The 14,468-nt window shown below is 68.8% G+C and carries 12 protein-coding genes; 5 read left to right on the forward strand and 7 right to left on the reverse strand.

Annotated features, from left to right (window positions below; all coding sequences use genetic code 11):
* Nucleotides 1–43: 43 nt before the first annotated feature.
* The 5 genes from M2163_RS02630 to M2163_RS02650 all read right to left on the reverse strand — a co-directional run bounded on the left by M2163_RS02630 (nucleotide 44) and on the right by M2163_RS02650 (nucleotide 5,894).
* Nucleotides 44–427 carry a hypothetical protein gene (locus tag M2163_RS02630; RefSeq protein WP_280854716.1) on the reverse strand — a complete coding sequence of 128 codons (384 nt, stop codon included), beginning with the start codon at nucleotides 425–427 and terminating at the stop codon, nucleotides 44–46.
* Nucleotides 428–429: 2 nt separating this feature from the next.
* Nucleotides 430–873: a YbaB/EbfC family nucleoid-associated protein gene (locus M2163_RS02635; protein WP_280854715.1), complete on the reverse strand. Its 444-nt coding sequence runs from the start codon at nucleotides 871–873 to the stop codon at nucleotides 430–432.
* A gap of 315 nt (nucleotides 874–1,188) precedes the next feature.
* Nucleotides 1,189–1,329, reverse strand: coding sequence for a hypothetical protein (locus tag M2163_RS02640; RefSeq protein WP_280854714.1), 141 nt, complete (start codon nucleotides 1,327–1,329; stop codon nucleotides 1,189–1,191).
* A 97-nt stretch (nucleotides 1,330–1,426) separates the two neighbouring features.
* Nucleotides 1,427–5,233, reverse strand: a complete 3,807-nt coding sequence (locus tag M2163_RS02645) for a S8 family serine peptidase (RefSeq protein WP_280892992.1) — start codon at nucleotides 5,231–5,233, stop codon at nucleotides 1,427–1,429.
* A gap of 526 nt (nucleotides 5,234–5,759) precedes the next feature.
* A complete protein-coding gene (locus tag M2163_RS02650; RefSeq protein WP_280854712.1) occupies nucleotides 5,760–5,894 on the reverse strand; it encodes a hypothetical protein in 135 nt (44 codons plus the stop codon).
* Nucleotides 5,895–6,017: 123 nt separating this feature from the next.
* Between M2163_RS02650 and M2163_RS02655 the strand changes: the two genes are divergently transcribed.
* The gene (locus tag M2163_RS02655; protein WP_280892993.1) at nucleotides 6,018–6,980 is read left to right on the forward strand and encodes a sigma-70 family RNA polymerase sigma factor; all 963 of its coding nucleotides are present in this window, start codon (nucleotides 6,018–6,020) and stop codon (nucleotides 6,978–6,980) included.
* 136 nt (nucleotides 6,981–7,116) lie between these two features.
* Nucleotides 7,117–8,277: an acyl-CoA dehydrogenase family protein gene (locus M2163_RS02660; RefSeq protein ID WP_280854710.1), complete on the forward strand. Its 1,161-nt coding sequence runs from the start codon at nucleotides 7,117–7,119 to the stop codon at nucleotides 8,275–8,277.
* 339 nt (nucleotides 8,278–8,616) lie between these two features.
* On the opposite strand, the gene M2163_RS02665 is transcribed toward M2163_RS02660, so the two are convergent.
* Nucleotides 8,617–9,231: an isochorismatase family cysteine hydrolase gene (locus tag M2163_RS02665; RefSeq protein WP_280854709.1), complete on the reverse strand. Its 615-nt coding sequence runs from the start codon at nucleotides 9,229–9,231 to the stop codon at nucleotides 8,617–8,619.
* A 278-nt stretch (nucleotides 9,232–9,509) separates the two neighbouring features.
* Between M2163_RS02665 and M2163_RS02670 the strand changes: the two genes are divergently transcribed.
* On the forward strand, nucleotides 9,510–9,800 hold the full coding sequence (locus tag M2163_RS02670) for a hypothetical protein (RefSeq protein WP_280854708.1): 291 nt from the start codon (nucleotides 9,510–9,512) through the stop codon (nucleotides 9,798–9,800).
* Nucleotides 9,801–10,233: 433 nt separating this feature from the next.
* Here M2163_RS02670 and M2163_RS02675 read toward each other — a convergent pair whose 3' ends face one another.
* Nucleotides 10,234–11,145, reverse strand: a complete 912-nt coding sequence (locus tag M2163_RS02675; protein WP_280854707.1) for a LysR family transcriptional regulator — start codon at nucleotides 11,143–11,145, stop codon at nucleotides 10,234–10,236.
* A 242-nt stretch (nucleotides 11,146–11,387) separates the two neighbouring features.
* On the opposite strand from M2163_RS02675, the gene aspA reads away from it, so the two are divergent.
* Together aspA and M2163_RS02685 are read left to right on the forward strand one after the other, a co-directional pair.
* Nucleotides 11,388–12,809: an aspartate ammonia-lyase gene (gene aspA, locus M2163_RS02680; protein WP_280854706.1), complete on the forward strand. Its 1,422-nt coding sequence runs from the start codon at nucleotides 11,388–11,390 to the stop codon at nucleotides 12,807–12,809.
* 61 nt (nucleotides 12,810–12,870) lie between these two features.
* Nucleotides 12,871–14,295, forward strand: coding sequence for an NAD-dependent malic enzyme (locus M2163_RS02685; protein WP_280854705.1), 1,425 nt, complete (start codon nucleotides 12,871–12,873; stop codon nucleotides 14,293–14,295).
* Nucleotides 14,296–14,468: the final 173 nt, after the last annotated feature.

A 14,468-nucleotide genomic window follows, 5' to 3' on the forward strand; every position in this document is an offset into this window, starting at 1 on the left:
CCGCCACAACGCGGAAGCAGCCGACGACGTCCCGTACTCCAGATCAACCGCCACGCCGCCCAGATCCCGAGGTACCGCTATCGCCGTGGAAACCGTCCGTGTCGAAACGGTTGCCGGTCTTAGCGATTTCCTCAAGGTTGTAATCGCGCGTGTCCTTCACCATTTGGACCATGTCGAGGGTCGCGTCGATGACGGCGTTCACCGACTGTACGAGCGCCAGCGTGGTGTTGGTGGTGTACTGCCGTTCCTGCTGCTCGCTCTTCCTGCCCTGCTCCGCGATGTCACCCACTGTGCCAGGCCAGTCGAACGTCTCGGCGACGCGATCACGGTACTCCTCGATCATCGCCCGAGCATGCGCTTTCACGCCCTTGAGCTCATCCGTCGCGGCCTCAACGAGTTGGGGGTCGAAGCGGTATGTATCACCCACCGTCAGTCCTCCTCCAGGGCATCGCGCCAGCCAGGCTTGTTCTCGGCCTCGTTCGCGTCGTCTCCGTCGTCCTCCAGCACCTCGGGGCCGAAAATGTTTCCCCAGTCCACATCAAAGCCCTCCAACTCAGGCATGCTGTCGCTGGGTTGAGTGAACGGTGTCAAAGCCTTCATGACGTGCCGATTCACCTTCACACGGGCCGCGTTGATCGCTTCGAGGACACTGGCGGCCAGCTCCTGGGGCGACATGTCCCGGTACTTGTCGTCCAGGAAGTCGAGTGCGGTCACCTCACCCTGGGGGCCCACCGTGGCCCGCACAGCCCGGTCGGAGGACAGAACGGCGAACGACACCTGTCTCAGCTCACGCTCGGTACGCTCCATCGCTGCCTGGGCAGCCTGGAGTTCGGCCATCGCCTTCTCCACGCGCTTCTCCAGCGGTTCTGTCACGTCCCCTGCCCTTTCTCCGTCAGCCCGTCCTTGCGCAACGGGCGCCTCCCCCGGCCTCCGCCCCTCGCGCACGGCTGGACGATCCGACAAGGCGAGCCGGATCCGTGCCGGACGGCGTGATCCGCACCCGCAAGTGTAGGTGTAAGTAGCGTACGCTACATGTAAGCGCGGTGATCCAAATCGCACCGCAAATCGGGGGGCTGACAGCATAGTTGGCCTGCCCTCGTTCCGCGCGAAGACCCCGGCACTCCATCGACCGGGCGCCTCCGATGGTCGACGTCGCGATCCACTTCCCCAAGGAGCCGCAGGTTGCGCTCAGTTCACGGTTGCCTGCTCGCGGAGGTGGCCGGAGGGCAGGACGTCGCGTCCCGGGTCGGCGGGCAGCCGCACACCGAACTGGGTGGCCATGATGTCGCTGACCAACTCGTGGCACGTACCGATAACGACGACCTCCATCGTGCTGAAGTCGATCGATACACCTAGCTAGGGCGTGTGCATCTGCCGGGGAGCGGCCGGAGCCCGGTGCTTCGAAGGACTCCGGCCGCTCGCGCGGCTATATGAGGCCGAAGGCCCGGGTGACGGTCTGGCTGACCCCGCCGCCGTTGCGCTGCTCGGCGACGACGCGGATGGACACGTACTCGGCGCGGGCGGGCGCGTGGAGCCGAGTCCGCCAGGTGCCGTCGGTCTTCGTCAGGGCCTGCGCTCGCCAGGACGCGCCGTCGTCGTAGGACACCTCCAGCGTGAGCGAGGCGACGGCGTCCGCGGCGGCGTCACTGCCCACCACGACGGGTTTCACGGCGAGGACCGACGAGTGTCCGGCCCGTCCGGCTAGGTTCAGCTCCGTTTCGTAGTCGAGCTGGGCCAACGGGATGGCCTGGTTGTCGGCTTCTCCTGACAGGAAGCTCCATTCGGTGCGCGTGGTGGTGGAGTACGGGGTGAGCTCGGTGTTCCCCTGCGTGGTGGCGACGAGTCGATACGGGAGCCGCTGCGGGGCCAGGTCGCCCACCCCGAAGTCGGGTCGCGGCCCGTTCTGTGTCAGCAGCTTGTCCCCCTGGTAGAGCGCGAAGCTCCGGGACATCCACCGGGTGTCGCCGCTGTGGGCGGAACCTCCGTCGCCGAAACCCGCGACCTGTCCGCCCATGGCGTTGCCGACGCGGTGCGGCACCTCGAAACTGACCATGCGGGGCCTTGTGATGGGGCCGAACCAGTGTTCGTTCTGTGTGCTGCGCGGCCGGTAACCCGTGATGTCGGTGAAGGTGTCCCAGCCGTCGATCGACCCGTACTGCTGCCATGCGACACCGTTTCCGGCGGACACCCAGTCGGTGCGGTGCCCCGCGGGGACCGGCTCCCTCGGGAACGGGGCGACGCGCGTTACTCCGAACACGGCGTACGGGAAGGCAGCCGGCCAGTGCTCGTACGAGGGGCTGTCCTCGCGGCTTTCGTAGATCTGCTTGCCGGCCGGTGGGGCGAAGGTGTTGTCGATACGGGCCAGGCTGCCCGGGTCCGTCGCGGCGGACGGGTCTGCGGGGACTCCTCCCTGGTGGTAGTCGGCCAGGTCGTACAGGTACTCCGGCGCGGGATGGGCTTCGACCGTCAGCTTGGTCCTCTTCTTCCCGGAGGTCCTGATCGTCTTGATCAGCTCCTCGCCGTCGTCCCGCGTGATCGAGGCGACCGGTACGGGGCCGTTCGTCATCCCGTCGGGGCCGCCGTACCAGTCGCTCGCGCGGCCGTACCCGTCGCCGACCACCAAGAGGGCGGCCGCCGACGCCGCTCCGGCGGCCGCCGCCTGATCCGCCGGGGCCACGCTGTCACTTCTGCGGACGATCACGGCCCGGCCCCGGACGGACAGGCCGGCGTAGTCGGCGGGTGCGCCGTCACCGGCGTAGACCGCGTCCCAGCGGGTGGTGCCGTCGCGGAACGGAGCGGATCCGGGCTGCACCAGCAGTGTGTCGTCGAGGCCGTGGCGGCCGTAGGTGATCCTCAGCGGGGTCTGCTTGGCGCGGATCCGGGTGGTGAAGACGAAGCTGCCCTTGGTCGCCTTGCCCTTGCTCGGAAGGGCCCAGATGCTGTCGTACGCGGTCGAGGGCATGAAGATCTGGTGCAACGCGTGCTCGTCCGACGGTGTGGGCCGGTCGGAGGTGAAGGAGCGGAAGACGTCGATCCTGCTGTGGGTGACGGACGAGGGCCGGGGTGTCTCCACCTTGACCTGGCGCATCCGTGAGCCGTCCAGCTCGACGCTCCTGTCCGACGTGAGGTCGAGCTCGGGCACGGTGAGCACCGCGTAGCCGAGGGAGTCCGGGCCGTTGCGGCCTTCCACATCCATGGCGGAGACGACGGTGTATGAGCCGGGCGCCCAGCGGCTGGTGAGGGTGCCGTCCTGGACCCACATGACGGTGGTCCGCCCGTCGGCTCCGGTGATCTCGACCTCGCCGCTGACGGGCTTGCCCGACCGGTCCTTCAGATGGACCGTCAGCGTGTGCTTCTCGGACTCGACGGACACGCCCACCGCGGTGTGCACGGCGCCGGCCGCGAAGCGAGCGGTGACCTGGGCGGCGTACTGGCCCGGCGCCCGGTCCCGCGGGTCGACGACGAGCGCGACGGTCGAGGTTCCGCGGGCCGGTACCGTGACGCGGTCGGCCGCCAGGGTGAACACTCCCGCGGGGGTCTCTCCACGGTCCAGCGTGAGGTCCAGGGTGACGGGTCGGTCGGTGGTGTTGGTGTAGGTGATCGTCCGCTCGACCGTCATCGGCTTTCCGTCCCGTGACCAGGGGACGAGCCCCGCGTCCACGGAGCCGCTCGCGATCACCTGGTCCTCCAGGTAGGCGGCACCCACGTCCAGCCGGCCGGTACCGGCCTGGTAGGGGCTGTGGGCCGGGGTGCGGACGCTGGTGCTCATCAGGGCATCCTTGATGCGCTGTCCCGTCCACGTCGGATGCTTCTGGGCCAGGAGCGCCGCCGCGCCGGCGACGTGCGGCGCCGCCATCGAAGTACCGCTGTCCCAGCGGTAATAGCCCTCCCCCGAGCTCATCTGCTGCGAACGCGCGGCCAGGACGTCCACACCGGGGGCGGTGAGGTCGGGCTTGAGGGCGTCGTCGCCCATCCGCGGTCCGGCGCTGGAGAAGTCCGCGAGGTGGTCGGAGGCGTCGACCGCGCCAACGGTGAGAGCGGCGTCCGCGGTTCCCGGAGCGCTGACGCCGTAGGGGCTGTTGCCGCCGTTGCCCGCGGCGATGACGAACAGCGCGCCGGTCTCGGCACTGAGCTGATTGACGGCCCGGCTCATGGGGTCGTCCTGGGTGTGCCACACCGCTGTGCCCAGGCTCATGTTGATCACCTTGGCGTGCTCGGTCCGCGCCGCCCACTCCATGCCGGCGATGATCCCCGAGATGGGCCCTGACCCGCTGTCGCCGAGGACCTTGCCCACGACCAGGTCGGCGCCCGGGGCGACGCCCGCTTCCTGCCCGTCGGAGGCGGCTCCTGTTCCGGCCACGGTGGAAGCGGTGTGGGTTCCGTGTCCGTTGCGGTCCGTGACGTCCTCACCCGCCACGAAACTGCGTGAGGCGACAATACGGTCGGCCAGATCCGGGTGCGTGATGTCCGCCCCGGAGTCCAGTACCGCGACGCGGACGCCCGCTCCGGTGCCCCCCGCCTCGCGCGCCTTGGGGACGCCGATCTGCGCCGTCGTGTCGGCGAGGTCCGCCTGGACCTTGCCGTCGAGCCACACCTTGTCGATGCCGGCGGCGAAGGACGGCCTCGTTCCGGCGTACGAAGTCGTGCCGCTCCTGTCCCGCCGTGACGTGTCCTCGCCGTCCGTGCCCGTCAGGGCGGACCAGAAGGCGGAGGTCTTCGAGCGCCTGGCTACGACGGCCTCACTGTGGACGGACGGAAGGCGGAGCGTCGTCCTCGCTCCCGGCAATGGGGCAGTGGACCGCGGCCCTTCTCCAGGGTCGCCGCTCCGCGCGGCGGACGTCTGCGGGGAGCGGGTGATGATCAGGGGCAGGGCGTCCGCACGAGTGTCGTCGTAGCCCTGCGCTATCAACTGGCTGACGTTGAACAGCTGTTTGTCGAGGAGGCCGGTCGCGACATAGGGCATGGCGGCGTCGGGGTAGACGAAGGTGTCACCGCGCTCCATGGTGATCCGTACCGACCCGCGTGCCCCCGGCATCCGCACGACGTCGTCCACGGACACCGCACCGCCCGGTTCCTGACGGGCCGTCACCTTGTCACCTGTGATCAACGTCACCGTGATCGGCGCGCGCTGTACGGCATTTCGCTCGACGGGGGCGCCGTAGGCGTGGATCGAGGGACCGGCCTCGTGGGCTGTCGCGGGAGCGACCGTGGCGACAACTAAGGCCACGGCCATAGTCGTTGCCGCTCTTCGGGCATAGGGGAACAACACATTTCCTCCATCAGTCAGTGATCGACTGCATCCGACCACTCCGGGTGCGGAAAAGTAAGTACTTGAACGATCTACCAACTGCCGGTAACGCGGGCTCAGCCTGACGCGCGTTCCAGCCGGTCATGAACCCGCAACCGGCGGCGTCCACCCCCACCCAAAAGCCTGAAGACCCAGCAAGGCCGACAGACCAGACGCCGGGCTCGCACAAGGAGGGCGATGCCCCGAACCCGCTCGCGGCCGAGCGCGAGCAACGCCGTACGGAGCTTCACCCCGGCCAACGCCCACCGGTCCTCCTCGTGCTCCGCTCTCGAAGTCCAAGTCAGACAAGTCCCGGACAGGCGACACGTGGATGTGCAAGCGATACCTCAAGGCCTGCAAGGTCACCCGGGTCCGCAGGGCGTCCCAAGCCCGCTGCACACCTGCCCGACGGGGAGCGACCTCGACGCGACGCCCGAGAAGCGCCCCGCCGGCATCGGTCCACCGGTCGACATCACACCGAGGCACGACCAGCTGTGTGACCGGGCCGCATCGGTGCGATGGTGAGCAACTCGGTGATCTCCGGACCCTGCCGGACGAAGCGACCGGGCAACTCGCCCGCGATGAGCCGAAAGAGCAAGGTGGCCATGCGCACGAACATGTCATCTGTGGCAGCCGTCCATGCCGAGGGGGCAGACCGTGGACGGCGCCTCCCGCCGGGGCCGGTGCACTGACCCCAGGGCCCTGACACACCGTTGTTAGCATGGCCGGCATGGGATTGTCCCGTGCTGTCGGCCCGCCCGATGCAGACCTGGTGCACGCAGCGCAGGCAGGGGATGTGAGCGCCCTCGGCACCCTCCTGGCCCGGCACCGCCCGACGCTCCTCGCGGTCGCCATCGGCTTGCTCGGCCATGGCCCAGACGCCGAGGACGCCGTGCAGGAAGCGAGCATGATCGCTCTGCGCCGGATCGGCAGTCTGCGTGATCCCAAGGCAGTGGGTCCCTGGCTGCGCGCGGTGGTCCGCAACGCGTGCCGCATGCAGTGCAGGGCGCCCGTCCACCTGACGTTGGACGACAAGCTCGCGGCATCGATCCGTTCCGCCGAATCGGACCCTCAGGAGTTGCTGGAGGGACAGGGCACGCGGGACTGGGTCTGGCACGCCCTGGAAACGTTGTCACCCCCGCTGCGCCTGGTGCTGATGCTTCGCTACTTCAGCGGCGTGACCGCGTACCAGGACATCGCCGCGGCGTGCGGAGTGCCGGTCGGGACCGTGCGGAGCCGGTTGAGCGAGGCACGCGCCAAGCTGACACGGGCCCTCCTCGCAACGGCCGACACCGCGCACGGCGATGTTCGGGCCGTCACCGTGGAACGCAGCCTCCAGGCCGAGGAGTTGCTGAGGGCCGCGCGGCGCGGCGAGTCCCTGTCCGCGCTGTCCGCCGGCTGGCTGCCGACCGTCGCACTGTCCGGAGCCGGTGGCCTGCGGGCCACGGGGTACGACGTGCTGGCCCGTGGGCTTGAGCAGGACGTGGCCGACGGGGTGCGGCACCACTTGACCAACGTCGTCGCCGGCCGCGATCTCGCTGTCTGGGAGTTCACGCTGCAGAGTCCGCCCGAGGATCCTTTCCACTGTCCGCCCGGGGGTGCGTGGGTCCTGCATCTGCGGTCGGGCTGGGTGGAGCGGGCACGGCTCTTCCACACGCGTCGAGAGCCACCGGAACACGCCCGTGCGGGGTGACCCACGACACAGACCGATCTCCGAACTTCTCTGATCCCCTGCGCATCTGAGAGGGGATCACGTATCCGGCAGCCGTGCCGTCCACAGGGACGGCGCTCCGGCTGATCCGGTCCATCCCCTGTTCGGAGATCGAAAAATGCCTACCTACTCCCGGCCGGCCGAAGCGCCTGAAGACCTGCCCGAGCTGCTCCGCCCGGTGATCGAGAAGTACCGCGACGAGGCCGACGAGCTCCGCAGGCTTCCTGACGAACTCCTCGATAACCTGCGCACTCACGGAGCGCTTCGTCTCAATGCTCCGCGCGAGCTCGGTGGGTTCGAACTGCCGCTGGCCCGGTCCGTGGCCGTGATCGAGAAGCTTGCCCGGATCGACGGCCCGACGGCCTGGATCGTGTGGAACCTGAACGCCGGCTTCGCCGCGGCGTTCCTCGGCGAGACCATCGTCGAAGAGATCTGGGCCGACGGGGCGGACCCGATGATCGCGCATTCGAGTCAGCCCGGTTTCCTGGTGCCGGACGACGGCGGGTACCGGCTGTCCGGCGAGTGGAAACTCGTCAGCGGGGTTGACGCGGCTCGGTGGCTGGGGCTGCTGGCGATCATCCTGGAAGACGGGCAGCCGCGTATGACCGAGACCGGCCCGGAGTGGCACTTCTGCCTGGTACCCCGTCACTCGGTGACGGTGCGGGACACCTGGCACGCGACCGGGATGCGGGGCACCAACAGCAACACCGTGGTCGCCCAGGATGTGCCGGTGACCCGCGACAGGATGGTCGGGCCCGATGCGGAGGCCCGCATCGACCGCCCGCTCTACCGCCTGCCGGTGACCAACCAGATCACCTCGGGAGGCGCGGCGGTGGTGCTGGGCATCGCCCGGGCGGCGATCGACGAGATGGCGGCACTGTCGCGCACGAAGACCGGGCCGGACGGCGTGCCGATCGCGCAGCAACCACGCATCCAGGCCGCCGTCGGCCGAGCCAGCGCCCAGGTCGACGCCGCACGGGCGTTGCTGCTGACCACGCTCGGCGAACTGGACGCCGCCGCCGCGGAAGGACGTGTCGCCACAGAGGCACAACGCGGTGCCGTGCGGGGCGCGTTGTCCCACGCGGGTGAGACCGCGCGTGGCGCACTCACCTCCATGTATGAGCTGGGCAGTTCAAGCGCTGTGTTCGAGTCGAGCCGGTTGGGCAAGCTGTTCCGCGACGGTCTCGTCGCTGCGCAGCACGCCATCCTGTCGGCGCCCCAGTACGAGGTGGCCGGCCGCACCGTCATCGGCATTCCCGCCGGCGACCCCACCCTCTGAGCGGACCACCGGCCCGCCGGCATGGCCTGATCGACAAGCGAAGCCGGTCGCCACGCACGCCGGCCCGCCTCCCACAGAAACCCCCCTTCTTGACAGAGGGGACGCCCGGCAGGTGACTGCCGCGCTCTCTCATCCGCCGCCGGCGGCAGGTGCCACCGGCCACAGAGCCGGGCACGGAACGTCCCGTGCCCGGCTGTCCTCCGGGGGGACACGATTCCGCCCGCACACGGGGCCGAGGAGCGAGGTGCCGGCGCCGGGAGACCGGCGCCGACGACCGCGTCACGGTCTCCCCGCGGATCGCGGGAAGCCATGATCGCCCTCAGAAGGGCCGGGGAACAGTCACTTCGAGTCCTTCAGCGCCTTGGCGACCTCGTCGGCCGTCGAGATGCGGTGCGCATAGCGAGGCCAGTCGAGTACGACGGTGGCACGCTGCATTTCCATGGTGAACGTGGCCACCGCGTCTGACACGAAGGTGACCTCGTACCCCTTCTCCACGGCGTCGCGACCGGTCGAGTCCACACAGGTGTTGGTGGTCAGGCCGCACAGGATCAGGTGGTCGATGCCGCGTTGACGGAGTTGAATGTCCATGTCCGTGCCGTGGAAGGCGTCGAACGTCTTGTGCACCGTGACGACCACCTCCCCGTCGATCGGCGTGAAATCGGGGTGGAATCGGGCGCCCCAGGTGCCCGCCTGGAACAACTGGGCCTCGAACATGGCGTCGTGGCTGGGCGTACGGTGCTGCCACGGACCGTAGTCCCACGGCTGGGTCTCCATCGGGGCGTGCAGCACTGCGATGCCGGCCTCTCGTGCCGCGTCGAGGACGCGTTTCATGTTCGGCACGGTGCCGACCTCCTCGCAGACCGCGCGCAGGCCGGGCCACGCTTTGCCGTTCTCTGAGATGAAGTCGTTGGTGGCGTCGATGAGGACGAGGGCGGTTCGCTCCAGCGCATACATGGTTCTGATGTCCTCCGGGAATTTTATTAGCTCGTACGAGCATACTAGTAAATCGGCTGGCACGTACGTCCCGGTACCGTCTTGATCAGGTCGAGGAGGGCGCGCAGGAGGCAGGGCACAGACACCCGGGACCGCATGGTCCGTGCGTCACTGCGGGCCATGCGGGCGGCCATGCGGGAACAGGGCTACGGCGCCACCGCGATAAGCGACATCGTGAACGCGTCCAGGACCCTGGGGTATCCGTCACCTTCCGCGAGTGAGCACACGAGGTGATCACCTTGCGGACCGCCCAGGCCCTCGAACGACTCGACGCGGCCGCCGCGGACAGCGACTCGGCCGCCGACTTCCTGACGGCGTGCGGCAACACGGTCGCCGCGGAGTTCGCCGACCCCCGGTCCACGGCCGGCTGCCCGGTGGCGCCCATCCCCCTCAAGCGTTCAGCACGGTCTACCGAGCTTCGCGACGAGGGCGAGGACTTCTTCGCGCGTGGCGCGGGTCTGTGGCCCGCCACCTCGCCGCGCACGGCATCGACGGCCTCCGGGCCGATCGCGTCGCGACACTCGCCGTGAGCGCCATCGAGGGCGCCCTCGTCATCAGCAGCACCGAGCAGACCGTCGACGCTCGGTGGTCGGCCTTCGTCATATAGCGACCAACGAGACCGTTCTTCTTTGCAGGTCCACCAGCTTCGAATGTGTGGTCAAGGTGGCTGGTGTGGGTCGGCTGATCCCCTGCACGTGCTGGTCGTGGACGCGTCGGGCGAGCCTGGTCAAGACCCTCCAGTTCTCAAGAACTGGCGCGTCCTCCGCAAGGTCCGCACCGACGCGACGTAGGCGACGGCCCTGGTCAGGGCTCTCCCGGTCCTCACGAACCGAGAAGTCTCCCGCGGCGCCTGACCGGTTGCCGACGATCTTCGCCGAGGTCACCCGCCCGCGACCAGCACGCGCATCGAACTCCCCGCACACCAGACCCATTGCCTGCAACTTCGAGCTGCACACCGACCATTCAGGAGCCGAGGGCCGCGGCCCGGTCCTGCAGTTCGCGCAGCACGAGCCGCAGCAGTGGGTGCTGCTCGCTGCCGCGCCGGACGGCGGTGTACACCCGCCGCTGGGGACGAAAGCCGCCGACCGGGCGGGTGGCGGCACCCCCGATAGCGATGCCGTGGAGCGCCGAACGAGGCACCAACGCCACACCCGCGCCGGCGGATACAAGGGCACACACCGCCCGGGAGTCGTCGGCCAGGCACTCGACCCGAGGTTGGAAACCGGCCTCTTCGCAGGCGCGCATGACGACGTCATGTACGGGGTTGCCGGGCCACGGCGTGATCCACGGATCGTTGCGCAAGTCGGCCAGGCCGACCTCCAGGGCGTCGGCCAGCGGGTGATCGGACGGCAGTACGACATCGAACGGTTCCCCGTACAACGGCTCACGCAGCAGCTGTTCTCTGTTCTGCCCAGGGGTGTCCCATTGCTCTACGGATAAGGCGATGTCGACTGCGCCATCGATGAGAAGTCGCTGACTCGCACGCCCCTCTGCGTCCTTCACTCGGATGCGCACCTGCGGCGCGCGGTCCCGCAGCGCCGCCACGGCCGGGGCCACCACTTCGGTGATCGCACTCGCAAATGCGGCTATCGCCACCTCGCCGGCCAGGCCCGCCGAGCAGGAGGCCATATCGGCCTCCGCCTCCTCCAACTGCGCGGCGATCTTCGACGCATGAGCGGCCAGCACGGCACCCGCGGGAGCCAGCCGGACGGAGCGCCCACGCCGTTCCAGCAGTACGTGCCCGACCTCCGCTTCGAGCGCGGCGAGCTGCTGCGAGGCCGCCGACGGGGACAGATAGAGAGCGTGGGCAGCGGCGGTGACGGTGCCGTGCTCGGCCAGAGCTCGCAGTACTCGGAGCCTACGGGGATCGATCACGTCAGGCAGTACACCAGAACAGAGCCTGTGAAGCAGAGCTTCACAGGCGATCCGAGAAAACAGCGATGGACTTCACAGTACCGACGCTCCACAGTGGTCCCCGTGAAACCACCGGCAACAACCGCTGCCGATCGCATGAGCTGAAGCCCCGTCTGCGTCCCACGCCACCGACACGGTTCATGCCACGTTCCCGCAGCCCGAATCCCACCGCTTTCCCCATCCCTAAGGAAACTGCTGTGCCCATGTCTGCCGACCATCGCCGCGAGCACGACCTGCTCGGCGACCGGGACGTGCCCGTCGACGCGTACTGGGGCATCCACACCCTGCGTGCCCGGGAGAACTTCCCCATCACCGGTACGGCGATCTCAGCGTACCCACAGCTGATCAACGCCCTCGCGGCGGTCAAAGAAGCGGCGGCCCGCGCCAATGAGGACCTCGGACTGCTGACCCCGGAGAAGGCCGACGCCATCGCCGCTGCGTGCGGGGAGATCCGGAAGGGCCGCCTGCACGACCAGTTCGTCGTCGATGTGATCCAGGGCGGCGCCGGCACCTCCACCAACATGAACGCCAACGAGGTGATCGCCAACCGGGCGCTGGAGCTGCTGGGCCACGAGAAGGGGCAGTACTCCTTCCTGCACCCCAACGAGGACGTCAACCTGGGGCAGTCGACCAATGACGTCTACCCGACCGCCGTCAAGATCGCCACGATCAGCGCCGTGCACGGGCTGCACAAGGCGATGGCCGTGCTGCACGACGCCTTCGACGCCAAGGCGGAGGAGTTCCGCGACATCCTGAAGATGGGCCGCACCCAGCTCCAGGACGCGGTTCCCATGACGCTGGGCCAGGAGTTCTCCACATACGCCGTCATGCTGGAGGAGGACCGCAGCCGGCTCGCCGAAGCCGCGCTGCTCGTGCACGAGATCAATCTGGGGGCCACGGCCATCGGGACAGGCCTCAACGCCCCCGCCGGCTACGCCGAGTCGGCCCGCCGCCACCTCTCCGCCATCACCGGCCTGCCGCTGGTCACCGCGGCCAACCTCGTCGAGGCCACCCAGGACTGCGGTGCGTTCGTCCACCTCTCCGGTGTGCTCAAGCGCATCGCCGTCAAGCTCTCCAAGAGCTGCAACGACCTGCGGCTGCTGTCGTCCGGGCCGCGGGCCGGTCTCGGGGAGATCAACCTGCCGCCCGTCCAGGCCGGTTCGTCCATCATGCCCGGCAAGGTCAACCCGGTGATCCCCGAGGTCGTCAACCAGGTCGCCTTCGAGGTGATCGGCAACGACGTCACCATCACCATGGCCGCCGAGGCCGGACAGCTCCAGCTCAACGCCTTCGAGCCGATCATCCTGCACTCCCTGTCGGAGAGCATCACCCACCTGAGCGCCGCCTGCCACACACTGGCCGAGCGCTGCGTGGACGGCATCACCGCCAACACCGAGACGCTGCGCGCGACCGTCGAGAACTCCATCGGCCTGGTCACCGCCCTCAACCCGCACATCGGCTACACGGCCGCCACCGACATCGCCAAGGAAGCCCTCGCCACCGGTCGCGGCGTCGCCGAACTCGTCCTGGAAAAAGGCCTGCTCCCGGCCGACCGGCTCGCTGCTCTGCTCCTCCCGTCCCAGGTCGCCGGTACGGCAACGAGTCTCGCCGGGACAACCACGTGATGCCGGTTACGAGCCGAGCCCGAACTGACGGACCCGACAAGCCCAGTGGAGGAATGTAGACATGGCAACGGCGCCAAGCGTCTCGTATTCGATGACGGTGCGGCTGGAAGTTCCCGCGAGCGGCACCGCCGTCAGCCAGCTCACCACGACCGTGGAGTCCTCCGGAGGGTCCGTCACAGGCCTCGACGTGACCGCGTCAGGTCACGAGAAACTCCGGATCGATGTCACCATCGCCGCGACCTCCACCGCACACGCCGACGAGATCGTCGAGAAGCTGCGCGGCATCGAGGGTGTGTCGATGGGCAACGTCTCCGACCGGACCTTCCTGATGCACCTGGGCGGCAAAATCGAGATGGCGTCGAAGCACCCCATCCGCAACCGTGACGACCTCTCCATGGTCTACACCCCCGGCGTTGCCCGCGTCTGCCAGGCCATCGCCGAGAACCCCGACGACGCCCGCCGCCTGACCATCAAGCGCAACAGCGTCGCGGTGGTCACCGACGGCTCCGCCGTCCTGGGTCTGGGCAACATCGGCCCCAAAGCCGCGCTGCCAGTGATGGAGGGCAAGGCAGCCCTGTTCAAGCGCTTCGCAGGCATCGACGCCTGGCCGATCTGCCTGGACATCCAGGACAGCGACGCCATCGTCGAGACCGTCAAGGCGATCGCCCCCGGCTTCGCGGGCATCAACCTCGAGGACATCTCCGCCCCCCGCTGCTTCGAGATCGAGGCCCGGCTGCGCGAAGCCCTGGACATCCCGGTCTTCCACGACGACCAGCACGGCACCGCCATCGTCGTCCTGGCCGCCCTCACCAACGCCCTGCGCGTGGTCGGCAAGGCCATCGACAGCGTGCGCGTGGTGATGTCCGGCGCCGGCGCGGCCGGCACCGCCATCCTCAAGCTGCTGATCGCCGCCGGCGCCAAGCATGTCGTAGTCGCCGACATCCACGGGGTCGTGCACGCGGGCCGCGAGGATCTGGTCTCCGCCGACCCCGACTCGCCGCTGTGCTGGATCGCCGACAACACCAACCCCGAGGGTGTCACCGGCACCCTCAAGGAGGCCGTGACCGGCGCGGATGTCTTCATCGGTGTCTCGGCCCCGAACGTGCTGCACGGCACGGACGTGGCGCGGATGGCCGAGGACGCGATCGTTTTCGCACTCGCCAACCCCGACCCCGAGGTCGACCCGGCGATCGCCCGCCAGAGCGCCGCAGTTGTGGCCACCGGGCGTTCGGACTTCCCGAACCAGATCAACAACGTGCTGGTCTTCCCCGGGGTCTTCCGCGGCCTGCTGGACGCACAGTCCCGCACCGTCGACACCGAGATGATGCTGGCCGCCGCCGGTGCGCTCGCGGACGTCGTCCTGGACGACGAGCTGAACGCGAACTACATCATCCCCAGCGTCTTCAACGACAAGGTCGCCCGCGCGGTCGCCGGAGCAGTCCAGGACGCTGTCGGCAAAGCTGGCCAGGCAGCGCATTTGAGCTGAATTCCGCCTCGGCGACGCTGGTCAGTCGCACTGCGGAAAGCCTGAAGCCCACCACCGGGCAGCGGAGCATCGAGCCGGGTACCAGGCGGCAGGGACGCAGCGCGCGAAGCACACGCTGCGGCCATAACCCAACTCTCTCTTGCGGCTCGGCCCATGGACATCTTTCCGTGGCG

The organism is Streptomyces sp. SAI-135, assembly GCF_029893805.1.
GTDB lineage: Bacteria > Actinomycetota > Actinomycetes > Streptomycetales > Streptomycetaceae > Streptomyces.

Coding starts and splice junctions, on each gene's coding strand:
- M2163_RS02660 (WP_280854710.1), top strand. CDS start 7,117: ATGCCTACCTACTCCCGGCCGGCCGAAGCGCCTGAAGACCTGCCCGAG.
- M2163_RS02640 (WP_280854714.1), bottom strand. CDS start 1,329: ATGGAGGTCGTCGTTATCGGTACGTGCCACGAGTTGGTCAGCGACATC.
- M2163_RS02655 (WP_280892993.1), top strand. CDS start 6,018: ATGGGATTGTCCCGTGCTGTCGGCCCGCCCGATGCAGACCTGGTGCAC.
- M2163_RS02685 (WP_280854705.1), top strand. CDS start 12,871: ATGGCAACGGCGCCAAGCGTCTCGTATTCGATGACGGTGCGGCTGGAA.
- aspA (WP_280854706.1), top strand. CDS start 11,388: ATGTCTGCCGACCATCGCCGCGAGCACGACCTGCTCGGCGACCGGGAC.
- M2163_RS02645 (WP_280892992.1), bottom strand. CDS start 5,233: ATGGCCGTGGCCTTAGTTGTCGCCACGGTCGCTCCCGCGACAGCCCAC.
- M2163_RS02665 (WP_280854709.1), bottom strand. CDS start 9,231: ATGTATGCGCTGGAGCGAACCGCCCTCGTCCTCATCGACGCCACCAAC.
- M2163_RS02650 (WP_280854712.1), bottom strand. CDS start 5,894: ATGGCCACCTTGCTCTTTCGGCTCATCGCGGGCGAGTTGCCCGGTCGC.